The organism is Pseudomonas sp. MAG733B, from assembly GCF_036884845.1.
Lineage (GTDB): Bacteria > Pseudomonadota > Gammaproteobacteria > Pseudomonadales > Pseudomonadaceae > Aquipseudomonas.
Genome location: NZ_CP145732.1, coordinates 5,695,885 through 5,720,011, shown reverse-complemented (window position 1 = coordinate 5,720,011; position 24,127 = coordinate 5,695,885). Strand labels below are relative to the sequence as shown.

Here is a 24,127-nt window from a genome sequence, read left to right as displayed (position 1 = left end):
TGGATAAGCGGCAGAAAAGCGGCATTCAGCGGAAACCGGTTGCCGCTTTTCTGGCATTGCCGCGTTGCCACTGCCCGCAAAGCCCCGGTTTACGGGCTTTTTTGAATTGGCATGACGCTTGCTATGTTCATCGTACGAAAAATCAGGTCACCCGAAGGTTTCCCGACATGAGCATCAGCTTCGATAAAGCGCTCGGCATTCACGAAAAGGCTCTGGGCTTCCGCGCCCAGCGTGCCGAAGTCCTGGCCAACAACATCGCCAACGCCGACACCCCGAACTACAAGGCGCGGGATCTGGAGTTCTCGAAAGTGCTCGAGGCGCAGAACGATAAAGCCAAGAACGGCACGTTCGCCTTGAACATGACCAACAGTCGTCACATCGAAGCCGAAGGCCTGGGCAATGGCGACGAGTCGCTGATGTACCGCACGCCGATGCAACCTTCGATCGACCAGAACACCGTGGACGCCCAACTGGAACAGTCGAACTACGCGGAAAACTCCGTCAACTTCCAGGCCAGCTTCACCCTGCTCAACAGCAAATTCAAAGGGCTGGTTTCAGCCCTGCGCGGAGAGTAAGTCATGTCTCTATCCAGTGTTTTCAACATTGCCGGTAGCGGCATGAGTGCGCAGACCACTCGCTTGAACACCGTTGCTTCGAACATCGCCAACGCCGAGACCGTCTCGTCGAGCATCGACCAGACCTACCGCGCGCGCCATCCGGTATTCGCCACCATGTTCCAGGGCGGCCAGAGCGGCGGCAGCGATTCGCTGTTCCAGAACCAGGATGCCGCCGGTCAAGGCGTGCAGGTGCTGGGCGTGGTCGAAGACCAGAGCAACCTCGAAGCGCGTTACGAGCCGAACCATCCGGCGGCCGATGCCAAGGGTTACGTCTACTACCCGAACGTCAACGTGGTGGAAGAAATGGCCGACATGATTTCCGCGAGCCGTTCGTTCCAGACCAACGCCGAAATGATGAACACCGCCAAAACCATGATGCAGAAAGTCCTGACCCTCGGTCAGTGATAAGGGGCGACTCAGATGAGTGTTAGCGATACCACGAGTGGCATGAGCCTCAACGACATCCTGGCCAATTCCTCGATCAAGACGAACAAGGACACTGACGCCCTGGCGTCGGCGGCGGGCAGTGCCACCGGTAAAAAAGCCCTGGGCAAAGATGCGTTCCTGCAGTTGCTGGTGACACAACTGAAGAACCAGAACCCTCTGGAGCCGCAGGGTAACGGTGAGTTCGTGGCGCAGCTGGCGCAGTTCAGTAGCCTGGAAGGCATCACCTCGCTTAACGATACCGTGAGCGGCATTGCCGGCGCCTTTGGCTCATCCCAGGCATTGCAAGCCTCGTCGTTGGTGGGCCGTTCGGTCATCGCGCCGGGCGACAAGGCTGTGGTCGATACCACCAAGGGTATGACCGGTGCGGTCGTACTGCCACAGTCGGTGGCTCAAGCCGAAGTGAAAATCACCGACAAGGACGGCAAAGTCATTCGCACGATTACCCTGACCGACCAGAAAGCCGGCAACGCCAGCTTCACATGGGATGGCAAGGACAATGCCGGCAACGTAGCCCCGGCAGGTACTTACACCTTCGCGGCAACCACCACCATCGATGATCAGGCTGTTGCGCTGATCACCAACCTGCCGGCGACCGTCACCAGCGTAACCATCAGCCAGACCGGCGGTGAGTTGATGCTCAACCTCGCTGGACTGGGCAGTATCGCCCTGTCCAAAGTGCAAACCATTGGTATATAGAGCCGACTAACCCGGCACAAAGGAGTGGAATATGTCTTTCAACATCGGCCTTAGCGGTCTCTATGCCGCCAACAAGCAACTGGACGTAACCGGCAACAACATTGCCAACGTCGCGACTGTCGGTTTCAAATCGTCCCGTGCGGAATTCGAAGATGTGTACTCGGCGACCAAACTGGGCTCGGGTAGCAAGACCACCGGTAGCGGCGTGCGCTTGGCCAACGTCTCCCAGCAGTTCACCCAGGGTGATATCAACAACACCGGTAACGTGCTGGACATGGGCATCAACGGCTCCGGTTTCTTCGTGCTCAACGACAGCGGATCGTTGTCCTACACCCGCGCCGGCACGTTCAAGGTCGACAAGGAAGGCTACGTCACCAACACCGACGGCACTGCGCGTCTGCAAGGTTATGGTGTAGACGCCAATGGCAAGATCATCAATGGCGTGCTGACGGACTTGCGCATCGACACGTCCAACCTGGCGCCGAAAACTACCACCAACGTTTCGTCGACGATCAACCTGGACTCCAAGTCCGATGTGATCGACCAGGTGGCCAACCCGTTCGACCCGAGCAAGCCGGGAACCGCTTTCACCAAGCAGTTCACCACCCAGATTTTCGATACTCAGGGTAATACGCACCAGATGGACCAATACATGGTCAAGACGGCGGCCAATACCTGGGATGTCTATACCTTGATCGATGGTCGCAACCCGAACGGCAGCGATCCGATGAACGCAGCTTCGCGTCCGGTCCCTTCGACCATGGCTTTTGACACCAGTGGCAAGCTGGTTTCGGTCACCACGCCGGGCACTCCTCCAGTCGTCAGCCCTGACCTGAAAATTACTGGCTGGATTCCGGGCAAAGTAACCAATGGCGTTTGGGCAGCCAACGGTGCAGCCGCCGACCCGGCGGGTGTGACTATCGCCATGAGCAACACGACGCAGTTCAACGCCGACAGCGCACGTTCCATTCCAGATCAAAACGGCTACGCCACCGGCCAGATCACCAACCTGACCATCGATGGCAGCGGTGTGATGCTGGCTAACTTCAGCAACTACCAGACTAAAGCGATCGGTCAACTGGCGCTGGCCAGCTTCACCAACGAACAAGGCCTGCAGCCAGTGGGTGGCACCAGCTGGAAGGAAACCTTCGCCTCGGGTCAGCCGGGCTATGACGCACCGCAAACCGGTTCCCTGGGTGAGATCCACTCCAACTCCCTGGAAGAGTCCAACGTCAACGTGACCAACGAACTGGTCGACCTGATCAAGGCGCAGAGCAACTACCAGGCGAACGCCAAGACCATCTCCACCCAGAGCACCATCATGCAGACCATCATTCAGATGACTTGATGTTGGTTGGCTGAATCGCAGTACAAGGAGCCCCTCGGAAGAGGGGCTTTTTTGTGGTCGGCAAAAGATCAAAAGATCGCAGCCTCGTTTCACTCGACAGCTCCTACAAGGGATCCGCATTCGAATGTAGGAGCTCTCGAGTGAACGAGGCTGCGATCTTTTAAAGGTCAAAAGAAAACCCCCGACAATCCAGAGGACTGATCGGGGGTTTCAGATAAGCGCCTCGCAGCGCCTATTGGCTCAGCTTATTGGCAAGCTTCGCAATCCGGCTCGTCGATGGCGCAAGCCTTCGGCACTGGAGCTGGACCGGCAGGTGCTGCCAGGACCGAGTCGTCACCGTGGTTGCCGCCGCTGGAAACAGCGTTCAGCTTGCCGGTGTTGATGGTCGACTTCTCGGTGCTGGTCGCGGCCAGGGCACGGAGGTAGTAAGTGGTTTTCAGACCACGGTACCAGGCCATGCGGTAGGTCACGTCCAGTTTCTTGCCCGAAGCGCCAGCGATGTACAGGTTCAGCGATTGAGCCTGGTCGATCCACTTCTGACGACGGCTTGCCGCGTCAACGATCCACTTGGTGTCCACTTCGAAGGCGGTCGCGTAGAGCTCTTTGAGTTCTTGCGGGATGCGCTCGATTTGCTGCACGGAACCGTCGTAGTACTTCAGGTCGTTGATCATGACCGAGTCCCACAGACCGCGAGCCTTGAGGTCGCGAACCAGGTACGGGTTGATCACGGTGAATTCGCCCGACAGGTTCGATTTCACATAGAGGTTCTGGTAGGTCGGTTCGATCGACTGCGATACGCCAGTGATGTTGGCGATGGTCGCGGTCGGAGCGATGGCCATGATGTTGGAGTTACGGATACCTTTCTGCACACGGGCGCGAACCGGTGCCCAGTCCAGGGTTTCCTTCAGGTCAACGTCGATGTACTTCTGGCCACGGGCTTCGATCAGGATCTGTTGCGAATCCAGCGGCAGGATGCCTTTGGACCACAGCGAACCCTGGAACGTCTCGTAGGCGCCACGCTCGTCGGCCAGGTCGCAGGACGCCTGGATCGCGAAGTAGCTGACCGCTTCCATGGACGTGTCGGCGAACTGTACGGCGGCATCGGAACCGTAAGGAATGTGCTGCAGGTACAGCGCATCCTGGAAGCCCATGATGCCCAGGCCGACCGGACGGTGCTTGAAGTTGGAGTTCTTCGCTTGCGGCACCGAGTAGTAGTTGATGTCGATCACGTTATCGAGCATGCGCACGGCGGTGTTCACGGTGCGTTCCAGCTTGGCGGTGTCCAGCTTGCCGTTGACGATGTGGTTCGGCAGGTTGATCGAGCCCAGGTTGCAAACGGCGATCTCGTCCTTGTTGGTGTTCAAGGTGATCTCGGTGCACAGGTTCGAGCTGTGAACCACGCCGACGTGCTGCTGCGGGCTGCGCAGGTTGCACGGGTCTTTGAAGGTCAGCCATGGGTGGCCGGTTTCAAACAGCATGGACAGCATTTTGCGCCACAGGTCTTTGGCCTGGATGGTCTTGAACAGCTTGATCTTGCCTGGGTACTGAGACAGGGCTTCGTAGTACTCGTAACGCTCTTCGAAGGCCTTGCCGGTCAGGTCGTGCAGGTCCGGAACTTCGGAAGGCGAGAACAGGGTCCACGGACCATCATCGAAGACGCGCTTCATGAACAGGTCCGGGATCCAGTTGGCGGTGTTCATGTCGTGGGTACGACGACGATCATCACCGGTGTTCTTGCGCAGCTCGATGAACTCTTCGATGTCCATGTGCCAGGTTTCCAGGTAGGCACAGACAGCGCCTTTGCGCTTGCCACCCTGGTTAACGGCAACGGCGGTGTCGTTCACCACTTTCAGGAACGGAACAACGCCCTGGGATTTGCCGTTGGTGCCCTTGATGTACGAACCCAATGCGCGAACCGGAGTCCAGTCGTTGCCCAGGCCGCCGGCGAATTTCGACAACATGGCGTTGTCGTGGATCGCGTGGTAGATGCCCGACAGGTCATCCGGCACGGTGGTCAGGTAGCAGCTCGACAGCTGTGGGCGCAGGGTGCCGGCGTTGAACAGGGTCGGGGTCGACGACATGTAGTCGAAGGACGACAGCAGGTTGTAGAACTCGATCGCACGGTCTTCTTTGTTCTTCTCTTCGATCGCCAGGCCCATGGCCACGCGCATGAAGAAGATCTGCGGCAGTTCGAAACGCACGCCATCCTTGTGGATGAAGTAACGGTCGTACAGGGTTTGCAGGCCCAGGTAAGTGAACTGCTGGTCGCGCTCGTGGTTGATTGCCTTGCCGAGTTTTTCCAGGTCGAAGGACGCCAGGACCGGGTTCAGCAATTCGAATTCGATACCCTTGGCGATGTAGGCAGGCAGGGCCTTGGCGTACAGGTCGACCATCTCGTGGTGGGTAGCGCTTTCGGCCACGCCGAGGAAGCCCAGGCCTTCGGCACGCAGGGTGTCCATCAGCAGGCGGGCGGTCACGAACGAGTAGTTCGGCTCACGCTCAACCAAGGTACGGGCGGTCATTACCAGAGCGGTGTTGACGTCGGTCAGGGCCACGCCGTCGTACAGGTTTTTCAGGGTTTCGCGCTGGATCAGGTCGCCGTCGACTTCTTCCAGGCCTTCGCACGCTTCGGTGACGATGGTGTTCAGGCGGCCCATGTCCAGAGGAGCAAAGCTGCCGTCGGCGCGGGTGATGCGGATCGACGGGTGAGCATTGACCGCTTCTTCGGCCGGTGCGTGGGCAGCGCGTTCTTTCGAACGACCGTCACGGTAGATCACGTAGTCGCGAGCGACTTTCTGCTCGCCGGCGCGCATCAGGGCCAGTTCGACCTGGTCCTGGATTTCTTCGATGTGGATGGTGCCGCCCGATGGCATGCGACGCTTGAACGTGGCGGTGACCTGTTCGGTCAGGCGGGCCACGGTGTCGTGGATTCGCGACGAAGCGGCAGCGGTGCCGCCTTCAACTGCGAGGAACGCTTTGGTGATGGCGACGGTGATCTTGTCATCGGTGTAAGGAACGACAGTGCCGTTACGCTTGATCACGCGCAGTTGGCCAGGCGCAGTGGCGGACAGATCCTGATTCGAATCGGTAGCCTGCGGCAAGGTGCCCTGCGGGTTCTCGCGAGTTGTGTCGGTTTGCATGGGGGGTTGTCTCCACATTCTCTATGTTTGTTTGGGCACCATCACAGTGCCCACCGTTCCGTCCTGAAGCACTACAACCGGCGAGGGCCGGGCATACCAACTTCGGGACAGATCAGGAAGGGGGCTATTGGGCGCCGCTTCCATGCCGAAGTCTTTGGTCTCACGCCTTGGGCGCAAGACCGGGGTCCTTTGAGGTGACAGTTCAGGACTGCAACACCCGTACCGTTTTCACCACTTTGGGCCGAAATACAGTAGCCATCCGCACGCGCGGTTTGGACTTTCGAAAATACGTTTGAATCAACCGGACAGAGGCAAGAAAAGCGCTTGAAATTGGTGTCCGGTTTGTGTTTGGTTTTTTGCGCTAAACCCTACATCTAGGGTTTTTTTGGCGCTGGGGTACAAGATAATGCGTTTTGGGGGGCGATTGCAACGTACTACCTGTGGATAAACCTGTGCGTAAATTGTGTGTGAAAGGGCCAATCGGCGTGTAGGCCGCGATGCTGCTGGACCGGACCTTTTTTCAGCATTTTTCAACGATCGAAAACGGCCGGACGGATTTTTAAGGGCGCGAACCCTATCACAAAAATACGTCATCTCCGAACGCATTTACCGGCTTGTGTTCTGTGCGGGCGACGTTCTATACAATCGGTCGGCGTGTATGCAATTTATCCCCCGAATCATTACAAAAAGACGGGCGGATCCTTCCTTATTAGTGTCATTGGTAAACAGAGGTCACCGTGGAGCAAGAAGCCTGGCAAATATTGATTGTCGAAGACGACCAGCGTCTGGCCGAACTGACCCGCGACTACCTGGAAGCCAATGGCCTGCGCGTGGCGATCGAGGGCAATGGCGCCCTGGCGGCGGCGCGGATCACCAAGGAACAGCCGGACCTGGTGATCCTCGACCTGATGCTGCCCGGTGAAGACGGTCTGAGCATTTGCCGCAAGGTCCGCGACCGCTATGACGGCCCGATCCTGATGCTCACCGCGCGCAGCGACGATACCGACCAGATCCTCGGCCTCGACCTGGGCGCCGACGACTACGTGTGCAAACCGGTGCGCCCGCGCTTGCTGCTGGCGCGCATCCAGGCGTTGCTGCGACGCAGCGAGGCGCCGGAACCGGTGCCGGAAAAACAACGGCGCCTGCAATTCGGCCCGCTGGTGGTGGACAACGCCCTGCGCGAAGCCTGGCTGAATGACAACGGCATCGAACTGACCAGCGCCGAGTTCGATTTGCTCTGGCTGCTGGTGGCCAACGCCGGGCGCATTCTGTCCCGGGAAGAGATCTTCACCGCGCTGCGCGGTATCGGCTATGACGGCCAGGACCGTTCCATCGACGTGCGCATTTCGCGCATCCGTCCGAAGATCGGCGATGACCCGGATCATCCGCGGCTGATCAAGACCGTGCGCAGCAAAGGCTATCTGTTCGTACCCGAGGCCTGCGTAGATCAAAGCCTGTGAATTCGATCTTCCTGCGTATTTATGGCGGCATGTGCGCCGCGCTGATTCTGGTGGCGGTGCTTGGTGTGCTGGCCTTGCACATGCTCAACCAGGTGCGCAGCGAGCAATACCGCGAGCGTCTGGCCCACGGCACGTTTTCGCTGATGGCCGACAACCTGCAACCGATGAACCAGACCGAGCGCCACCGGGCGTTGCTGGTGTGGGAGCGGTTGCTGGGCATTCCGCTGGCGCTGAAAACCTTCAACGAGACCGACCTCGACATCCGGCAGCGCACCCGCGTGCTGCATGGCGAGGCACTGGTGGAGCAGACCGGGCCACATGCGGCGAAGGTTTATCGACTGGTCAGTGACAAGGAACAACTGGTCCTCACGGGGGAAGTGCAGCAGATCAGCGAGCAGTTGGCCCGGGCGACCATTTACCTGTTGGTGGACGAACTGGTGCGCTACCCGGTGGGCGAGCAGCCGGTGCGCCTGGCGCAATTGAAGCAGGACAAGGGCTTTGGTTTCGACTTGCGCCTGGTCACGGTCGAAGACGCCGACATGGACGAAGACCAGAGTCGCCGGGTCTCTGAGGGCGACACGGTGATGGCGCTGGGCAAGGGCGGCGATTCGATCCGGGTGTTCGCCGGGATGGTCGGCACGCCCTGGGTGCTGGAAATTGGTCCGTTGTACCAGATGAATCCTTATCCTCCGGAATGGCTGGTGCTGATTGCCGCGCTGGGCCTGACCCTGATCGGCTTGATCGTCTATTTATTGGTGCGGCAACTCGAACGGCGCCTACGTGGCCTGGAAGCGGCGGCCACGCGCATCGCCAAAGGCAGCCTGGAAACCCGCGTGCCGGCGCGCGGTGCGGACTCTGTCGGAAGGCTGGCGTCGGCGTTCAACGGTATGGCCGAGCACCTGCAGCAACTGCTGGCGATCCAGCGTGAGCTGGTGCGCGCTGTGTCCCACGAATTGCGCACGCCGGTGGCGCGTTTGCGCTTTGGCCTGGAAATGATCGGCTCAGCGACCACTCCGCAAGCCCTGGAAAAATACTGCGAAGGCATGGACCACGACATCGAAGACCTCGACCGTCTGGTGGACGAGATGCTGACCTACGCGCGGCTGGAGCAAGGTTCCCCGGCGCTGAATTTTCAGCGCATCGATCTGGATGCGCTGGTCAATCAGGTGATCGAGGAACTGGCGCCGTTGCGTGCCGATGTCACCGTGCAACGCGGGTTGTGCCTGTCGGCAGCCGATAACGACGACGCCTGGGTCGAGGCCGAGCCGCGTTACCTGCACCGGGCGATTCAGAACCTGGTGACCAACGCCATGCGCCACGCGCAGTCACGGGTGACCATCAGCTATCAGGTGGGGCAGCAGCGCTGTCGGGTGGATGTCGAGGATGACGGGCCGGGTGTGCCGGAAATTGCCTGGGAGAAAATATTCACCCCGTTCCTGCGCCTCGACGACAGTCGAACCCGTGCGTCGGGAGGTCATGGGTTGGGGTTGTCGATCGTGCGGCGGATCATCCATTGGCATGACGGACGAGCGTTGATCGGCAAGAGCAAGAGCCTGGGCGGGGCCTGTTTCAGTTTGAGTTGGCCGAGGAATCAGGAGAGACGTTGAGGGCCATGGTGTCTGTTCCGGCCTCATCGCGGGCAAGCCTTGCTCCTACAGGTTCTGTGTTGATTGCGAAATCGGCGAGCGCTTCGATTCTGTAGGAGCAAGGCTTGCCCGCGATGAGGTCCTTGCAAACACCATAAGTCTTCAGGCCTTGATACTGACCAGACTCAACAACTGCCCATCCCGCACCCCGAACTGCGCCTCCAGCTCGGTGCCGTTGCGCCATTCACTGGACAGGTCCGTCAGCAACCGCAACCGCACTTCACCGGCTTCAGTCCATTCCAGCACTTCGGCGTGTTCAAAGTAGAAGCGCTGCTGAACGATCGGATAGAGCGCCTTGAACAGGCTTTCCTTCACGGAAAAGGTCAGGGTCACCAGCAGCGCCAGTTGCTCGCGCGGGCCGGCGGCCATGCGCTGTAGTTCGGGTGGGGTGAGGATTTCCCCGGCCAGGCGCTCGGCGCGTTCGACGTTGAGCAGGTTTTCCAGGTCCATGCCCAAACCGCGCCAGTGGCTTTTGTTCGCGACGATGGCTGCGGCCCGGCCGGTGCTGTGGGTGATCGAACCGGTGATATGCGCCGGCCAGACAGGTGCCCGGTCTTCGCCGATGGCCGGGCTGAAACTCAGGCCTTCCAGTTGTTGCAGCGCGGCGCGAGCGCAAATCCGCCCGGCGAGAAACTCCGCCTGCCGTTTGGCGACGGAACGCTGGATGCTCGCCGGCGCCTCGATGGCGCTGCGCTGGAAGTCATCGCCAAGCAGTTGCGAGGGATTGAAGCGGGTGCTCAACAGCACCGCATCGGGCAGCACAACCGGCAGCGGCCAATGGGCATCGAGGGGCGTGCAGCAGGCGGGCAGGGCGGGGACGGGATTCATGTCGGGCATTTTGCCGGGTTGGGTTGCGGCTGGGTAGTGCAAAGCTTGAGATCGGCGGCGCAGCTATCGCTAGCAGGCTAGCTCCCACAGGGAAATGCATTTCAATGTGGGAGCGAGCCTGCTCGCGATGGCCGCGCCGCGGTTTACCTGATCAGCCAAAGATTTTCTTGAAAAATGCCTGCATGTCCGCCCACGACTTTTCATCCGCCGCTTTGCTGTAGCCAATGTCCGGCCCGCCGTGATCGCCATGGCTCAAGCGATCGGCATCCGGATTGCTGAAGCCATGCTTGGCGCCTTCAAGACTGACGAACGTGTAGTCGGCGCCGGCCTTGTCCATTTCGGCTTTGAACGCCGCGACGTTATCCGGCGTGACCATGCTGTCCAGCGCACCGTGCTCGACGAGGATTTTCGCTTTCACGCTGCCTGGTTTCGCCGGGGTATTGGTCGCCAGCGAACCGTGGAAGCTCACCACCCCGGCCAGCGGCACACCCTGGCGTGCAGCGTTGAGTACCACACCGCCGCCAAAGCAGTAACCGATGGCGGCGATTTTTTGTGGATCGGTTTGCGGCTGTTTCTTCAGCAAGTCGAGCCCGGCCTGGAACCGAGCGCTGGAAGCTGCGCTGTCCTTCAACGCCGCTTGCATGAACGCCATGGCGTCCTTGGGATGTTCGGTGTTCTTGCCATCGCCATACATGTCGATGGCCAGCGCGCTATAGCCCAGCCCTGCGAGATCGCGGGCGCGGCGCTTGGTGTAATCGTTGAGTCCCCACCATTCATGCACCACCACGACACCTGGGCGCGGGCTTTTGATCGCGTCGTCGTAGGCGTAGTAGCCGATCAGTTTTGTGCCGTCGGCACTTTGGTAGGGGATTTCCTGGGTCTTGATGGCGGCTTGGGTGAGCCCGCTCAACGTCAGTAAGAGGACAGCGAGAAACATGCGCATGGTCGAATCTCCTGTTGAAACGTGTCGAAAGAGTCGGGTCGATTTGGTTCAGCTCAGGTTCAGAGTGCGTTCAGGGGGAGTTCAGGGCACGCCGGGTATCTTGCACGTACCCAAAAGGCGAACAGCGCATGAGGAAACTCCCTATGACTGGCTTTAAAAATCTGCTGCTGGCATTCACAGTTCTGGGCGCCAGTGCCGCCGCCCATGCTGCCGACGACAACTTCGGCAGCCTTACCTTTGGAGAGACAGGCGGCAAAGTAAAAAAGTCCCGTGTGCTGAGCGGTTCAAGCGTTAATGTTGTGCCGGGTAGGCGCAGTGCCTGGGGCGCAAGTCTGGGCCAGCAAGCCGTCCACTCCGGCTATTACGCCACGTACGTCGATGTGTCGGTCTCGCACAATGGCATTAAACTTCGCCATGAGGATCTCATGGGCCGCTACGATTTGTCTTATCCACTGGGTATCGGCAAGCCGTTGTCATGTTAGCCATCGAGGTGCAGGTTTGTACCTCTGGAGATTTTGATTTGCCCGGGAGAGCGTTATGAAACTGCTGGTCGTCGAAGATGAAGCGCTGTTGCGCCATCACCTGCAAACCCGCCTGACGGAAAGCGGCCATGTGGTCGAGTCCGTGGCCAATGCCGAGGAGGCGTTGTACCAGACTGAGCAGTTCAACCATGATCTGGCGGTGATCGATCTTGGTTTGCCGGGCATGAGCGGTCTCGACCTGATCCGTCAGCTGCGCTCGCGGGGCAAGACCTTTCCGATCCTGATCCTCACCGCGCGCGGCAACTGGCAGGACAAGGTTGAAGGCCTGGCCGCCGGGGCCGACGACTATGTGGTCAAGCCATTCCAGTTCGAAGAGCTCGACGCTCGGCTCAATGCGTTGTTGCGTCGCTCCAGCGGTTTCACCCAGTCGACTATCGTTGCCGGGCCGTTGGTGCTGGACCTCAATCGCAAACAGGCGACCCTCGATGATCAGCCGCTGGCGCTGACGGCCTACGAATACCGCATCCTCGAATACCTGATGCGCCATCATCAGCAGGTGGTGGCCAAGGACCGTTTGATGGAGCAGCTGTACCCGGATGACGACGAGCGCGATCCGAACGTGATCGAAGTGCTGGTTGGTCGCCTGCGGCGCAAACTCGAAGGGCCGGTGGGGTTCAAACCGATCGACACCGTGCGTGGCCTCGGTTATCTGTTCAATGAGCGTTGCACTTGATTCGTTCGCTTCGTGTCCGCTTGATGCTCGCCGCCACACTGCTGGCGGTGTTGTTCATGCTGGCGCTGCTGCCGGCGATGCAGGGTGCGTTCAGCCTCGCGTTGCAGGACTCCATCGAGCAGCGTCTGGCGTCCGACGTCACGACGCTGATCTCTGCCGCGCGAGTGGAGAACAACCACTTGCAAATGCCGGCGCAACTGCCTGACGAGCGCTTCAATCTCACCGACAGCCGATTGCTCGGCTATATCTATGACCGCGAGGGTCATCTGGTCTGGCGCTCCAAGGCTACCCAGGAAGAGAAGATCAACTACAAGCCGCGCTACGACGGGCGCGGCAACGAGTTCGCCAGGATCAGCGAAGCCAGTGGCGAGGAGTTCTTCGTCTATGACGTCGAGGTCAAGTTGCTGGGCGGCAAAAGTGCGGCGTTCAGCATTGTTGCGCTGCAACCGGTTCGCGAATACGAAATCACCCTCGAAGGCCTGCGGGAAAACCTCTATCTGGGTTTCGGCGCCGCGTTGCTGGTGCTGTTGGCGCTGCTGTGGATCGGACTGACCTGGGGCTTGCAGGCATTGCGCCGGCTCAGTCAGGAACTCGATGAAATCGAAAGCGGCGACCGCGAAAGCCTCAGCGAGCAACACCCGCGCGAACTGCTGCGCCTGACCGGTTCCCTCAACCGATTGCTGCACAGCGAGCGGGAACAGCGTAGCCGTTACCGTGATTCCCTCGATGATCTGGCCCATAGCCTGAAAACTCCGCTGGCGGTGTTGCAAGGCGTCAGCGAGGACATGGCTCAACGCCCCGAAGATCGTGATCAGGCCTGGGTGCTGCAAACCCAGATCGAGCGCATGAGCCAGCAGATCAGCTATCAGTTGCAGCGCGCCAGCCTGCGCAAAAGCGGACTGGTGCGTCATCAGGTACGCCTGCGCCCGGTGCTGCAAAGCCTGTGCGACACGCTGGACAAGGTCTATCGCGACAAACGCGTGCGGGTGGCGCTGGATCTGCCGGAGGAGTGTTATGTGCCGATCGAGCAGGGGGCCTTGCTGGAAATGATGGGCAACCTGTTGGAAAACGCCTATCGCCTGTGCCTGGGCGAAGTGCGCGTCAGCGTACGGCAGACGCTCAGCGGCATCGAGTTGTGCGTCGAGGACGACGGCCCCGGCGTACCACCCGACCAACGCGCGCGAATCCTGCAACGCGGCGAACGCCTGGATCGTCAGCACCCGGGGCAGGGCATCGGCCTGGCGGTGGTCAAGGACATCATCGAAAGTTACAGCGCCAAACTAACGCTGGGTGATTCACCGATGGGTGGGGCGGCGTTCAGGATTCAGTTTCCGGTGGTGTGATCCGAATACCTGTAGGAGCACGGCTTGCCGGCGATGGCGTCCTTGAAGCCGCCATCGCCGGCAAGCCGTGCTCCTACAGGTTATGCGCTCAGTTCTCCTGCGCCCGATATGCCCCCGGTGTCAGCCCCGTCCACTTCTTGAACGCCCGATGAAACGCCGAAGGCTCGGAGAATCCCAGCTGTTCGGCGATCTGCTGCAAGGGCAGATCGTTGCGGCTCAGGTGATAGATCGCAATGTCGCGGCGCAACTGATCCTTCAACTCCTGAAAACTGGTGCCTTCCTCGCGCAGATGCCGGCGCAGCGTCTGCGGACTGATATGCAGGTGCGCGGCGACGGCTTCCAGATCCGGCCAGCGTGAACTGTCGCTGCTGAGCAAGCGCCGTAACTGACTGCTCAGGGTGTTGCCGTCATCCGGGCGCGACAGCAGATTGGCCGGTGAGTGTTCGAGAAAATGCTTGAGGGTGCGTTCGTCCTGCAACAGCGGCATGTTCAGGTAGCGGCTGTGAAACAGCAGACTGCTCTGGGATGTGGAAAACGTCAGAGGACAAGAGAACAGCAAGTCGTACTCGGCACCGTGTTCCGGCCGCGGATAACTGAACGTGGCCTGTTCCAGGCGAATCCGCTGGCCGATCAGCCAACTGCCGAAACGGTGCCAGATCACCAACAGGCTTTCGCTGAGGAAATGGTCCGGGTCCCAGAGCTGCGAATCGTCCAGGCTCAGGCGGATCATTTCGTCTTCACGCGTCAGGGTCAGGCGCGGGGCGTCGGGGAATAGGCTATAAAACAATAAGCCCCGGTTGAGCGCCTTATCCAGATTACGGCAATGGATGACCGCATGGCACATCATCGCGAAGCTGCCCGGCTTGCTGGGACCGTGCCCGAAACCCAGGTATTCGTCGTCCAGCGCCAGCCACAGTGTCTGGATCAGCCGGGTGAACTGCTCCGGGGCGATGCGCGCCCGCGGCTCGTCGAGCAACTCGGGGCTGATCCCCAGTTGCTGCAACAGGCTGGAATAGTCGAAGCCACGCCGCTGCGCACCACCGAGCACGGCGCGGGCGAAATGACTGGCGATGGTGCGTTCGCGCATAACAGGCAAATCCGTGCATTGAGCGACGGATGGTAGCCGCGGTTCCAATCGATGAACAAGGCGGATATCCGCCAAATTGCAGGAGGCGATTTGGCCGAAGGGCGGAAATCCGCCACTGCATCGTGGCAGTCAGGAGACAAAGAAAAACCTGCAGCCCTTGATATCAAAAGGCTTGCAGGGGTTTGCCGGAAGGTGGCACGGGCTTTGCGATACAACCGGTAGATGCTTGCCGTCGCGCAGCTCGAAAAAACAAATCCCTCCAGTGCAGGAGGGTTCGCAATTCAGGTGTCGCCGGCCATAGATGGATGTTGGCAGCGCGCACTCTTGAGGAACTTTGCAATGACGACTCGTCAGCCACTGTACAAATCCCTGTATTTCCAGGTGATCGTTGCAATTGTCATCGGTATTTTGCTCGGTCATTTCTATCCCCAGATCGGTGTGGCCGTTAAGCCACTGGGTGACGGGTTCATCAAGCTGATCAAAATGATCATCGCACCGATCATCTTCTGCACCGTCGTCAGCGGTATCGCTGGCATGCAGGACATGAAGTCGGTCGGCAAGACCGGCGGCTACGCGCTGCTGTACTTCGAGATCGTTTCGACCATCGCTTTGCTGGTTGGCCTGGTCGTGGTCAACATCGTGCAGCCAGGCGCCGGCATGCACATCGACGTCAGCACCCTGGATGCTTCCAAAGTCGCCACTTATGTTGCGGCCGGTGCTGATCAAAGCGTCATCGGCTTCCTGCTCAACGTGATCCCGAGCACCATCGTCGGCGCGTTCGCCACGGGTGACATCCTGCAAGTGCTGATGTTCTCGGTGATCTTCGGTTTTGCCCTGCATCGCCTGGGTGCCTACGGCAAGCCGCTGCTGGACTTCATCGATCGCTTCGCCCACGTGATGTTCAACATCATCAACATGATCATGAAGCTCGCGCCAATCGGTGCCTTCGGTGCGATGGCCTTTACCATCGGTGCCTACGGTGTCGGCTCGCTGGTGCAGCTGGGTCAACTGATGATCTGCTTCTACATCACCTGCCTGCTGTTCATCCTGATCGTGCTGGGCGGTATCGCTCGCGCTCACGGCTTCAGCGTTCTGAAAATGATCCGCTACATCCGTGAAGAACTGCTGATCGTGCTGGGTACTTCTTCTTCGGAGTCGGTACTGCCACGCATGCTGATCAAGATGGAGCGTCTGGGTGCGCAGAAATCCGTCGTGGGTCTGGTGATCCCGACCGGTTACTCGTTCAACCTCGACGGTACTGCGATCTACCTGACCATGGCGGCCGTGTTCATTGCCCAGGCAACTGACTCCCACATGGACATCACGCACCAGATCACCCTGCTGGTGGTGTTGCTGCTGTCTTCCAAAGGCGCTGCCGGTGTGACCGGTTCGGGCTTCATCGTGCTGGCTGCGACCCTGTCCGCCGTTGGCCACCTGCCGGTTGCCGGTTTGGCGCTGATCCTCGGTATCGACCGCTTCATGTCCGAAGCCCGTGCCTTGACCAATCTGGTCGGTAACGCAGTGGCGACCATCGTCGTGGCCAAGTGGGTCAAGGAGCTGGACACCGACGTGCTGCAATCCGAGCTGGCCTCGGGCGGTCGCGGCATTGCCGACGAGCCCAAGGACGATGTACTGGGCCACGCCGAAGAGGTAACCCCGGTTAACGCCAAGTAAGCCTTGTCGTGATGAAAAAACCCGCTTCGGCGGGTTTTTTTCTGCCTGCGACCTGAGCACAACGGTCAGCGTCACTGGCACATAAGGTGATTGCCCCTGAGCGTCCGGCTGCCTAGTCTGGAGGCATCATTCAGGGGGAACATTCATGCTCGGTCCACTGGCATCACTCAAGGTTCTGGATTTCTCGACTCTGCTGCCGGGGCCATTCGCCTCGTTACTGCTGGCGGACATGGGCGCCGAAGTGCTGCGCATCGAATCACCGACGCGCATGGATCTTGTGCGTGTACTGCCGCCCCACGACCAGGGCGTATCGGCCAGCCACGCCTACCTCAATCGCAACAAACGCAGCCTGGCGCTGGACCTCAAGCAGCCCGAAGCGCTGGAGGTGATCAAGCAGCTGTTGCAGGACTACGACATCGTGCTGGAACAGTTCCGCCCCGGCGTCATGGAGCGTCTGGGCCTGGGTTATGAAGCCTTAAAGGCGATCAATCCGAAGCTGATATATGTGTCTATCACCGGTTACGGCCAGACCGGTCCTTACAAGGACCGCGCCGGCCATGACATCAATTACCTGGCGTTGGCCGGGCTGGCGAGCTACACCGGCCGCGCCGACAGCGGACCGTTGCCCTTGGGCGCGCAGGTGGCGGATGTTGCCGGTGGTTCGCTGCACGGCGTGATCGGCCTGTTGGCGGCGGTGATCGCCCGCCAGCAAACCGGGCAGGGGCAGCATCTGGATGTGAGCATGACCGACTGCGCCTTCAGCCTGAACGCCATGGCCGGCGCCGGGTATCTGGCCTGTGGCGTCGAGCCGGGCCGGGAGGACCAGATACTCAATGGCGGCAGCTTCTACGATTACTACCGTTCAAGGGATGGACGTTGGTTGTCGGTAGGCAGTCTGGAGCCGGCATTCATGAAGCAGTTGTGCGTGGCGTTGGGGCTGGAAGAACTGGCGAGCCTGGGCCTGTCGCCACAACCGGCGCAGCAGAAGAAGCTCAAGGATGCGCTGAAAGTAGAATTCGAGAAGCATGACTTTGCCGAACTCAGTGCGCTGTTTGCAGAGCTGGATGCCTGTGTCGAGCCGGTGTTGAGTCTGGGGGAAGCGGTGCGGCATCCGCAGTTGCAGGCGCGAGAGCTGGTGACGCAAGTGCCGCGTGGGGATGGTTCGAGTCAGGCGCAGATGGCGTGCCCGCTGAAGTTTTCGGATGGCTTGCCGCAGCCTCGACATATTGGTGCGGCGTTGGGGGAGCATACGGATCAGGTGTTGGGGGAGTTGGGGTTTAGTGCGCAGCGGATAGAAAAACTGCGTCGGGCCAAGGTGGTTCTCTAGCGTTTTTGAGGACGCCTTCGCGAGCAAGCCCGCTCCCACATTTTGATCGAGTTAATCAGGGGAATGCGATCAAAATGTGGGAGCGGGCTTGCTCGCGAAGAGGCCGGTACAAACCCAGGAAATCTTGCTATTCAACCCGCATCTCCCCGCTAAACACCAAGGTACTGCGACAGCGCCGACACAAATACCGCCGCCCCTGCCGCACCAGGCCATGACGCTGTGACGAAAACGGAAAATCACTGTCGGGGCACGGGCACTTATAGATGTAGCGGGTCACGCTGCGGCGTTTGACGTCGTAGGTGTGGCAACGATTGGGCGGCAGTTCGTACACGCCGCGCATGATCAGCTGCCACTCTTCACCGTGGGGCTGGATGCGGTCGCCGAACAGTTGATGGGCGATCAGGTGTGCGACTTCGTGGGCCACGGTCTGCTTGAGGAAGTCTTCGGTATTTTCCCGGTACAGCTGCGGGTTGAAGCGCAGCAGGTTCTCGTGCAGATGCGCGACACCGGCTTTTTGCCCGCGCAGCTTGAGGCTCACCACGGGGCGTTTGAAAGGTCGTTTGAAAAAGGATTCGGCTTGTTGGAAACAGTCTTCGACGCGGGTATTGAGTTGCTCGGGCATGCTTGATGGATCTCCAGAGACGTCGAGTATGCCGCAACCCCGGGGCCTTGCGAATCGCCAAAGCGCCGAATGGTCGCGACCGTTTCTGTTGCTCAAGCAGTAAAAGGCCGCCTTGCGGCGGCCTGTGTCGGCAGACTCTAGTTATTCTGTGCAGTCAGTTCGTATAGACCGGCCCCACGCCGAGTCCCCAGACAATCACGGTGAACGCCATGATGGCCACCAGCACCACCAGGCCTACGGCGAGCACCGAGCTGGAAAACAGGAATCCCTCGTCAGATGGAATGTTCATGAAGGTCGGCAGCCCGACATACAGCAGGTAGACGGTGTAGCAGATCGCCGCAGTGCCGATGATCATCCCCAGCCACAAGTGTGGATACAGTGCCGCCACACCGCCAATGAACAGCGGAGTCGCGGTGTAGGTTGCAAATGCCACGCAACGGGCCAGGCTCGGGTTGGCGTCATAGGTGCGGGCCATCCAGTGAATGAACGCCCCCATCACTGCAACGCCGCCGAGCATCGCCAGGTACGACATGACCGACATCCATAGCGCACTTTCCATCGTCAGCATCACCGGCGCGCGATTGCCGATGACCCAACCGACCTGCGTGGTGCCGATGAACGCCGACACAGCAGGGATCGCCGCCAGAATCAGCGTGTGGGTCAGGTACATGTGGCTGATGCTTTCCTCCTGGTCGCCACGGATTTCTTTCCATTCTTGGTCAGGGTGGGTGAAGAGCCCCACTACGTGATGGATCATGCCAGTCACTCCTCTTGTATTTACCGTCGCCCCCCAGTGGAGCGCCTACGGGCCAATGGCCAAGTAAGTAATAGGTCTGGAATTCGAATGCGACCTTATGTCGCAGTATAGGAAGGTCTTAACCGCACAAGCAGCAGGGGCTTAGAGCAAATTGCGCTGTAAAACAGCCGGGTAATCGCTGAAGGGTCTGTAGACCATAGACTCTTCGCCCTTTGAATGTTTTTGCGTAAAATGCCCGCCTTTCGTCACACCTCACGGATTTCGCGTCATGGGCACTCTTACGGTCAACCAGAACAAACTGCAAAAGCGCCTTCGCCGTCAGGCCGGTGAGGCGGTTGCCGACTTCAACATGATTGAAGACGGCGACAAGGTCATGGTCTGCCTGTCCGGTGGCAAGGACAGCTACACCATGCTCGATGTGCTGATGCACTTGCAGAAGGTCGCGCCGATCAAGTTCGAGATCGTGGCCGTGAACATGGACCAGAAGCAGCCGGGATTCCCGGAGCACGTGCTGCCGGCCTACCTCAAAGAGTTGGGCATCGAGTACCACATCGTCGAGAAAGACACTTACTCGGTGGTCAAGGAACTGATTCCGGAAGGCAAGACCACGTGCTCGCTGTGTTCGCGCCTGCGTCGCGGCACGCTGTATACCTTTGCCGACGAAATCGGCGCGACCAAAATGGCCCTCGGTCATCATCGCGACGACATCGTCGAGACGTTCTTCCTGAACATGTTCTTCAACGGTTCGCTCAAGGCCATGCCGCCTAAACTGCGGGCCGATGACGGTCGCAACGTGGTGATCCGCCCGTTGGCCTACTGCAACGAAAAAGACATCCAGGCCTACTCGGACCTCAAGCAATTCCCGATCATCCCGTGCAACCTCTGCGGTTCCCAGGAAAACCTGCAGCGTCAGGTGGTCAAGGACATGCTCCAGGAGTGGGACCGCAAGACGCCGGGGCGCACCGAGAGCATTTTCCGCAGCCTGCAGAACGTGATCCCGTCGCAACTGGCGGACCGCAACCTGTTCGACTTCACCAACCTCAAGATCGACGAGACGGCGGCTTCGCGCTTCGTCAATGTGGTCAACCTCTAAACACGATTACTGTGGGAGCCAGCCTGCTGGCGATGGCGGTGTGTCAGACACATCATTGTTGACTGACACCCCTTCATCGCCAGCAGGCTGGCTCCCACAGGTTTTTCGTTTCTATCCTCAGGAGAGGGCATGCGCGACTACAAGTGGCTGAACGAATACTGCTTGAACCGATTCGGTTCGGCAGCTGAACTGGAAGCCCATCTGCCCGTTCCCAAAACCCCGGCGCAACTGCGCGACATCACCGACGATCGTTACCTCTCGACCATGGCGTTGCGGGTGTTCCGCGCCGGGCTCAAGCACAGCCTGGTGGATGCCAAGTGGCCGGCCTTCGAAGAAGTGTTCTTCAAGTTCGACCCGGAAAAAGTCGTGCTGATGAGCGCCGAACATCTCGAACGCCTGATGCAGGACGCGCGGATCATCCGCCACTTGGGCAAGCTCAAGAGCGTGCCACGCAATGCGCAGTTTGTGCTGGATGTCGCCCACGAGAAGGGCAGCTTCGGGGCGATGATCGCCGAATGGCCGGTGACCGACATCGTCGGCCTCTGGACCTTCCTGAAAAAGCGTGGCCATCAGTTGGGCGGTTTGTCGGCGCCGCGTTTCCTGCGCATGGTCGGCAAGGACACCTTTGTGCCGAGCTACGACGTGGTGGCGGCGTTGAACGCACAGAACATCATCGACAAAGTGCCGAGCAGCCTGCGTGACCTCGCGTTGGTGCAGGATGTGTTCAACCAGTGGTACGAAGAAAGTGGCGGGCGGCCGATGAGCCAGATTTCGATGATGCTGGCTTATACCGTCAATCATTGACACCGCGGTGTCCCGTTCGCGAGCAAGCCCGCTCCCACATTTGAAATGCGATCAAATGTGGGAGCGGGCTTGCTCGCGAAGACGTCGGATCAGGCGACGGAGATTTCGCCCTCGCCAGCCAATTTGCGGTTCAACTGATACCGCCACCGCACATACAACAGCGCCGAACAGAACACCGCCAGGCTCGCACCCATCTCCAGCAAACCGAAAACCTGCCGGTTCGGGTCATACGCGGCCAACGCGCCCTTGATGAAATACAGATTCACCACAAAGCACATCCATGAATGCCCGCGCGGGCTGCCGATAATCATCCCCGGCGCCAGTATCAGCAGCGGCACCAGTTCGATCAGCAAAATCACCCATGGCCGCGCGCCGTGCAGATCGGCGACCAGCAGGTAGTAAACGCAAAGCAACCCCACCAGGCCGAAAAAGCACATCAGACTGATCACGCGCATGGCCCGGACGCGAGGTTCGAGCCAATCGATGGCGGGCAGGATTTTCGGCTTCTTGGCCACCCTCAGCCCTCCAGTTTCTGTGCAGTCTTGGCCAGGCGCATGCCCAGCGCGCGGCACAGCGCCACTTCGTGTGAATCCAGACCGCTTTTGCCATCGGCACCGGCGTGGTGGCTGGCGCCATAGGGCGTACCGCCGCCCTGGGTTTCCAGCAATGCCGATTCGCTGTAGGGCAGGCCGGTGATCAGCATGCCGTGGTGCAGCAACGGCAGCATCATCGACAGTAGGGTGGTTTCCTGGCCGCCGTGCAGACTCGCCGTAGAGGTGAACACGCCGGCCGGTTTGCCCACCAGCGCGCCGGTCAGCCACAGGTTGCTGGTGCCGTCGAGGAAGTATTTGAGCGGCGCCGCCATGTTGCCGAAGCGGGTCGGGCTGCCCAGCGCCAGGCCTGCGCAGTTTTTCAGGTCGTCGAGGCTGGCGTAGAGCGCGCCTTCGTCCGGAATGTCCGGGGCCACGGCTTCGCACTCGGTGGAAATCGCCGGCACCGTGCGCAACCGCGCTTCAAGACCGGCCTGCTCCACGCCACGGGCAATCTGCCGGGCCATTTCGTTGGTCGAGCCGCTGCGGCTGTAATACAGAACCAGAATGTACGGCGCACTCATGGCAACAATTCCAGGATCTGCTCCGGCGGACGGCCGATGACGGCTTTATCGCCAACTTCGAGAATCGGTCGCTCCATGAGTTTCGGGTGGGCGGCGATGGCGGCGATCAATTGCGCCTCGCTCAGATTGCTGACGGCCAGGTTGAGGGTTTTGTACTCGTCCTCGCCGGTGCGCAGCAATTGCCGGGCGCTGATCCCGAGTTTGCCCAGCAGACTCTGAATCTGCGCGGCGTCCAGCGGGGTTTCAAGGTAGCGGACCACGGTCGGGGTCAGGCCACGGGCTTCCAGCAATTCGAGCGCTCCGCGGGATTTCGAGCAGCGCGGGTTGTGATAAAGCGTCAGATCGGTCATGTGCGGGTCGCATCTTGCGTAAGGTGGCGGCTATTCTAACCGTGCAGCGCGCATTCCAGAACCGTGAGAGGCGATGGGTCGCAGGCGCATTCAATTTTTGACAAGGAACACGACATGACAAGGCGACTGGCAGCGGCATTGACGATCATCGGGGCGTTGATGCTGGGGGGCTGCGGTAACGACTACGGGATCGATCAGAACGGGCAGAAGGTCGCCGCCGAGCGTCTGGACGGTAAATGGCTGGTGCTCAATTACTGGGCTGAATGGTGCGGCCCGTGCCGTACCGAGATTCCGGAGTTGAACACCTTGGCCGAGCAGCTCAAGGACAAGAAGATCGGTGTGTTCGGCGTCAACTTCGACAATGTGCAGGGCGAAGAGCTGAAAGGCGCCAGTGAAAAACTTGGTATCAAATTCACTGTGCTGGCGCAGGACCCTTCCGAGGTATTCGAGTTGCCGCGCAGTGAGGCGCTGCCGGTGACCTACATCATCGATAACAAGGGCAAGGTGCGCGAACAGTTGATGGGCGAGCAGACGGCGGCGGGGGTGATGGCGAAGCTGGAGGCGTTGCAGGCTAAAAACTGACGAGGTATTTGTGGCGAGGGAGCTTGCTCCCGTTCGACTGCGCAGCAGTCGTAAACCGTTTTGCACAATGAGCCTGACGAAACGAGGTGACTGGTTTTAGGGCTGCTTCGCAGCCCAGCGGGAGCAAGCTCCCTCGCCACAGTCTTTCACTTGAGTTTGAAGAAGGTTGATCAACCCTCTTCAAGCCACCAGCGTAGCGGCTTGCCTTCGGCCGGCCAGAAGCGCATCTGCTCGATCGACGAGACGTCCCAGCGTTGCACGCCTTCCAGCGCCTGAAGGAAGCGTTTTTCCTGCTCCATCAGTGCTGGTGCGCAAAGTTTGCGGGTGCTGCCGATCTTGCCGAAGCTCAGCTTGTTGCCTTCCAGGGTGTACGGCGCGAACCAGTGGTTGCAGCCGCCGTTACCGTAGGCGCGACCGTCTTCACCGAGGGTGATGGTCAGGTGGCTGTAATCCATCAACGGCCGTTCGCCGATCCATTCCAGAATGTAGCTGCGGTTTTGTTGCAATTGCACAGGCTCGGCGGCACAACCCAGCAGGCTTGCACCGACCATACCGGCCAGGGCGAGGCGTTTCATCACGCGGGCTCCTGACATTTCGGGCACAGGTGTTTTTCGCCGACGGTGGTCCAGCCCAGCTCGGCAATCCGCGCGGTGGCGGCAGGCTTTTCGGCCTTGTTGCCCAGCTTGGCGTCGACCGCGAACTCGAAGCTCAGTTCTTTGGCGCAGCTGTCGCAGTTCACTTGCCAGGTGTGGATCGCCAATTCGCCGAACACCGGACCGCTGGCCACCGCGACCCATTGACCGGGCGGGTTGATCAAGTGGCGAACCGTTTCGACGGTCAGGCGCATGGACAAGTCCTTGGCACCTTTGAGGGTCACTACCAACACGTCGTTATTACGAATCGAGCCGCCGTTGCCGGTGACTTGATAACGCCCCGGCACAAGGGCGCGGCATTCGGTGAGGGTGTGTTGCGGGTTCATCAGGCTGTAGCGGAAATCGTGTTCGACCATGGGTCCTCCAAATATGCGCGATATG

At 59.8% G+C, this 24,127-nt stretch carries 25 protein-coding genes; 14 read left to right on the top strand and 11 right to left on the bottom strand.

Features of this window, described 5'->3' with window-relative positions; genetic code table 11:
- The first annotated feature begins 167 nt into the window (after positions 1-167).
- From flgB to flgE, 4 genes are read left to right on the top strand one after another with little or no spacing between them, the layout of a single operon-like run.
- Entirely contained in the window at positions 168-575 is a 408-nt protein-coding gene (flgB, locus tag V6Z53_RS26140) for a flagellar basal body rod protein FlgB (RefSeq protein WP_056853151.1), read from the top strand.
- Positions 576-578: 3 nt separating this feature from the next.
- Complete coding sequence (gene flgC / locus V6Z53_RS26135) at positions 579-1,022, top strand: flagellar basal body rod protein FlgC (RefSeq protein ID WP_007937507.1); 444 nt, start codon at positions 579-581, stop codon at positions 1,020-1,022.
- A 15-nt stretch (positions 1,023-1,037) separates the two neighbouring features.
- A complete protein-coding gene (flgD, locus tag V6Z53_RS26130) occupies positions 1,038-1,760 on the top strand; it encodes a flagellar hook assembly protein FlgD (protein WP_338582507.1) in 723 nt (240 codons plus the stop codon).
- Between the two features lie 31 nt (positions 1,761-1,791).
- Positions 1,792-3,108 (top strand): flagellar hook protein FlgE, encoded by a 1,317-nt coding sequence (flgE, locus tag V6Z53_RS26125; RefSeq protein WP_338582506.1) that lies wholly within the window; start codon positions 1,792-1,794, stop codon positions 3,106-3,108.
- Between the two features lie 245 nt (positions 3,109-3,353).
- Here flgE and V6Z53_RS26120 read toward each other — a convergent pair whose 3' ends face one another.
- Positions 3,354-6,248, bottom strand: a complete 2,895-nt coding sequence (locus V6Z53_RS26120) for a ribonucleoside-diphosphate reductase subunit alpha (RefSeq protein ID WP_338582505.1) — start codon at positions 6,246-6,248, stop codon at positions 3,354-3,356.
- 737 nt (positions 6,249-6,985) lie between these two features.
- Between V6Z53_RS26120 and V6Z53_RS26115 the strand changes: the two genes are divergently transcribed.
- Positions 6,986-7,708 (top strand): response regulator, encoded by a 723-nt coding sequence (locus V6Z53_RS26115; RefSeq protein WP_338582504.1) that lies wholly within the window; start codon positions 6,986-6,988, stop codon positions 7,706-7,708.
- Positions 7,705-9,315: an ATP-binding protein gene (locus tag V6Z53_RS26110; RefSeq protein ID WP_338582503.1), complete on the top strand. Its 1,611-nt coding sequence runs from the start codon at positions 7,705-7,707 to the stop codon at positions 9,313-9,315. The genes V6Z53_RS26115 and V6Z53_RS26110 overlap by 4 nt, the downstream gene beginning before the upstream one ends.
- A 141-nt stretch (positions 9,316-9,456) precedes the next feature.
- Here V6Z53_RS26110 and V6Z53_RS26105 read toward each other — a convergent pair whose 3' ends face one another.
- The gene (locus tag V6Z53_RS26105) at positions 9,457-10,182 is read right to left on the bottom strand and encodes a 4'-phosphopantetheinyl transferase superfamily protein (protein ID WP_338582502.1); all 726 of its coding nucleotides are present in this window, start codon (positions 10,180-10,182) and stop codon (positions 9,457-9,459) included.
- Between the two features lie 151 nt (positions 10,183-10,333).
- On the bottom strand, positions 10,334-11,125 hold the full coding sequence (locus V6Z53_RS26100) for a dienelactone hydrolase family protein (protein WP_338582501.1): 792 nt from the start codon (positions 11,123-11,125) through the stop codon (positions 10,334-10,336).
- A gap of 143 nt (positions 11,126-11,268) precedes the next feature.
- Here V6Z53_RS26100 and V6Z53_RS26095 point away from each other — a divergent pair, with 143 nt between their 5' ends.
- The 3 genes from V6Z53_RS26095 to V6Z53_RS26085 are packed head-to-tail and all read left to right on the top strand — an operon-like array spanning position 11,269 to position 13,683.
- Positions 11,269-11,607: a hypothetical protein gene (locus V6Z53_RS26095; protein WP_338582500.1), complete on the top strand. Its 339-nt coding sequence runs from the start codon at positions 11,269-11,271 to the stop codon at positions 11,605-11,607.
- Positions 11,608-11,662: 55 nt separating this feature from the next.
- Complete coding sequence (locus V6Z53_RS26090; RefSeq protein WP_338582499.1) at positions 11,663-12,340, top strand: response regulator transcription factor; 678 nt, start codon at positions 11,663-11,665, stop codon at positions 12,338-12,340.
- Positions 12,337-13,683, top strand: a complete 1,347-nt coding sequence (locus V6Z53_RS26085) for an ATP-binding protein (protein WP_338582498.1) — start codon at positions 12,337-12,339, stop codon at positions 13,681-13,683. Before V6Z53_RS26090 ends, V6Z53_RS26085 begins: the two co-directional genes overlap by 4 nt.
- 88 nt (positions 13,684-13,771) lie before the next feature.
- Here the strand turns inward: V6Z53_RS26085 and V6Z53_RS26080 are convergent, their stop codons facing one another.
- A complete protein-coding gene (locus V6Z53_RS26080; protein WP_338582497.1) occupies positions 13,772-14,770 on the bottom strand; it encodes an AraC family transcriptional regulator in 999 nt (332 codons plus the stop codon).
- Between the two features lie 339 nt (positions 14,771-15,109).
- Here V6Z53_RS26080 and V6Z53_RS26075 point away from each other — a divergent pair, with 339 nt between their 5' ends.
- Positions 15,110-16,444, top strand: a complete 1,335-nt coding sequence (locus V6Z53_RS26075) for a dicarboxylate/amino acid:cation symporter (RefSeq protein WP_338582496.1) — start codon at positions 15,110-15,112, stop codon at positions 16,442-16,444.
- 145 nt (positions 16,445-16,589) lie between these two features.
- Positions 16,590-17,771: a CaiB/BaiF CoA-transferase family protein gene (locus V6Z53_RS26070; RefSeq protein ID WP_338582495.1), complete on the top strand. Its 1,182-nt coding sequence runs from the start codon at positions 16,590-16,592 to the stop codon at positions 17,769-17,771.
- A gap of 127 nt (positions 17,772-17,898) precedes the next feature.
- On the opposite strand, the gene V6Z53_RS26065 is transcribed toward V6Z53_RS26070, so the two are convergent.
- Both V6Z53_RS26065 and V6Z53_RS26060 read right to left on the bottom strand, forming a co-directional pair.
- Complete coding sequence (locus tag V6Z53_RS26065; RefSeq protein WP_338582494.1) at positions 17,899-18,393, bottom strand: SprT family zinc-dependent metalloprotease; 495 nt, start codon at positions 18,391-18,393, stop codon at positions 17,899-17,901.
- 154 nt (positions 18,394-18,547) lie between these two features.
- On the bottom strand, positions 18,548-19,150 hold the full coding sequence (locus V6Z53_RS26060; RefSeq protein ID WP_338582493.1) for a Yip1 family protein: 603 nt from the start codon (positions 19,148-19,150) through the stop codon (positions 18,548-18,550).
- Between the two features lie 268 nt (positions 19,151-19,418).
- Between V6Z53_RS26060 and ttcA the strand changes: the two genes are divergently transcribed.
- Positions 19,419-20,243, top strand: a complete 825-nt coding sequence (ttcA, locus tag V6Z53_RS26055; protein WP_217873618.1) for a tRNA 2-thiocytidine(32) synthetase TtcA — start codon at positions 19,419-19,421, stop codon at positions 20,241-20,243.
- 129 nt (positions 20,244-20,372) lie between these two features.
- Positions 20,373-21,047: a DNA-3-methyladenine glycosylase I gene (locus V6Z53_RS26050; protein ID WP_338582492.1), complete on the top strand. Its 675-nt coding sequence runs from the start codon at positions 20,373-20,375 to the stop codon at positions 21,045-21,047.
- 89 nt (positions 21,048-21,136) lie between these two features.
- Here the strand turns inward: V6Z53_RS26050 and V6Z53_RS26045 are convergent, their stop codons facing one another.
- The 3 genes from V6Z53_RS26045 to arsC are packed head-to-tail and all read right to left on the bottom strand — an operon-like array spanning position 21,137 to position 22,511.
- Complete coding sequence (locus V6Z53_RS26045) at positions 21,137-21,562, bottom strand: DUF2069 domain-containing protein (protein WP_338582491.1); 426 nt, start codon at positions 21,560-21,562, stop codon at positions 21,137-21,139.
- A gap of 2 nt (positions 21,563-21,564) precedes the next feature.
- Positions 21,565-22,161 carry an NAD(P)H:quinone oxidoreductase gene (gene wrbA / locus V6Z53_RS26040; RefSeq protein WP_338582490.1) on the bottom strand — a complete coding sequence of 199 codons (597 nt, stop codon included), beginning with the start codon at positions 22,159-22,161 and terminating at the stop codon, positions 21,565-21,567.
- Complete coding sequence (arsC, locus tag V6Z53_RS26035) at positions 22,158-22,511, bottom strand: arsenate reductase (glutaredoxin) (protein WP_338582489.1); 354 nt, start codon at positions 22,509-22,511, stop codon at positions 22,158-22,160. The genes wrbA and arsC overlap by 4 nt, the downstream gene beginning before the upstream one ends.
- A gap of 114 nt (positions 22,512-22,625) precedes the next feature.
- On the opposite strand from arsC, the gene V6Z53_RS26030 reads away from it, so the two are divergent.
- Positions 22,626-23,093 (top strand): TlpA disulfide reductase family protein, encoded by a 468-nt coding sequence (locus V6Z53_RS26030; protein ID WP_338582488.1) that lies wholly within the window; start codon positions 22,626-22,628, stop codon positions 23,091-23,093.
- Positions 23,094-23,263: 170 nt separating this feature from the next.
- Here the strand turns inward: V6Z53_RS26030 and V6Z53_RS26025 are convergent, their stop codons facing one another.
- Positions 23,264-23,668, bottom strand: a complete 405-nt coding sequence (locus V6Z53_RS26025) for an META domain-containing protein (protein ID WP_338582487.1) — start codon at positions 23,666-23,668, stop codon at positions 23,264-23,266.
- The gene (locus tag V6Z53_RS26020; protein ID WP_007988765.1) at positions 23,668-24,102 is read right to left on the bottom strand and encodes a hypothetical protein; all 435 of its coding nucleotides are present in this window, start codon (positions 24,100-24,102) and stop codon (positions 23,668-23,670) included. Before V6Z53_RS26020 ends, V6Z53_RS26025 begins: the two co-directional genes overlap by 1 nt.
- Positions 24,103-24,127: the final 25 nt, after the last annotated feature.

Coding starts and splice junctions, on each gene's coding strand:
- flgB (WP_056853151.1), top strand. CDS start 168: ATGAGCATCAGCTTCGATAAAGCGCTCGGCATTCACGAAAAGGCTCTG.
- V6Z53_RS26105 (WP_338582502.1), bottom strand. CDS start 10,182: ATGAATCCCGTCCCCGCCCTGCCCGCCTGCTGCACGCCCCTCGATGCC.
- V6Z53_RS26120 (WP_338582505.1), bottom strand. CDS start 6,248: ATGCAAACCGACACAACTCGCGAGAACCCGCAGGGCACCTTGCCGCAG.
- V6Z53_RS26095 (WP_338582500.1), top strand. CDS start 11,269: ATGACTGGCTTTAAAAATCTGCTGCTGGCATTCACAGTTCTGGGCGCC.
- V6Z53_RS26075 (WP_338582496.1), top strand. CDS start 15,110: ATGACGACTCGTCAGCCACTGTACAAATCCCTGTATTTCCAGGTGATC.
- ttcA (WP_217873618.1), top strand. CDS start 19,419: ATGGGCACTCTTACGGTCAACCAGAACAAACTGCAAAAGCGCCTTCGC.
- V6Z53_RS26060 (WP_338582493.1), bottom strand. CDS start 19,150: ATGATCCATCACGTAGTGGGGCTCTTCACCCACCCTGACCAAGAATGG.
- V6Z53_RS26090 (WP_338582499.1), top strand. CDS start 11,663: ATGAAACTGCTGGTCGTCGAAGATGAAGCGCTGTTGCGCCATCACCTG.
- flgD (WP_338582507.1), top strand. CDS start 1,038: ATGAGTGTTAGCGATACCACGAGTGGCATGAGCCTCAACGACATCCTG.
- V6Z53_RS26070 (WP_338582495.1), top strand. CDS start 16,590: ATGCTCGGTCCACTGGCATCACTCAAGGTTCTGGATTTCTCGACTCTG.
- V6Z53_RS26020 (WP_007988765.1), bottom strand. CDS start 24,102: ATGGTCGAACACGATTTCCGCTACAGCCTGATGAACCCGCAACACACC.
- V6Z53_RS26050 (WP_338582492.1), top strand. CDS start 20,373: ATGCGCGACTACAAGTGGCTGAACGAATACTGCTTGAACCGATTCGGT.
- V6Z53_RS26065 (WP_338582494.1), bottom strand. CDS start 18,393: ATGCCCGAGCAACTCAATACCCGCGTCGAAGACTGTTTCCAACAAGCC.
- flgC (WP_007937507.1), top strand. CDS start 579: ATGTCTCTATCCAGTGTTTTCAACATTGCCGGTAGCGGCATGAGTGCG.
- arsC (WP_338582489.1), bottom strand. CDS start 22,511: ATGACCGATCTGACGCTTTATCACAACCCGCGCTGCTCGAAATCCCGC.
- flgE (WP_338582506.1), top strand. CDS start 1,792: ATGTCTTTCAACATCGGCCTTAGCGGTCTCTATGCCGCCAACAAGCAA.
- wrbA (WP_338582490.1), bottom strand. CDS start 22,161: ATGAGTGCGCCGTACATTCTGGTTCTGTATTACAGCCGCAGCGGCTCG.
- V6Z53_RS26080 (WP_338582497.1), bottom strand. CDS start 14,770: ATGCGCGAACGCACCATCGCCAGTCATTTCGCCCGCGCCGTGCTCGGT.
- V6Z53_RS26100 (WP_338582501.1), bottom strand. CDS start 11,125: ATGCGCATGTTTCTCGCTGTCCTCTTACTGACGTTGAGCGGGCTCACC.
- V6Z53_RS26025 (WP_338582487.1), bottom strand. CDS start 23,668: ATGAAACGCCTCGCCCTGGCCGGTATGGTCGGTGCAAGCCTGCTGGGT.
- V6Z53_RS26030 (WP_338582488.1), top strand. CDS start 22,626: ATGACAAGGCGACTGGCAGCGGCATTGACGATCATCGGGGCGTTGATG.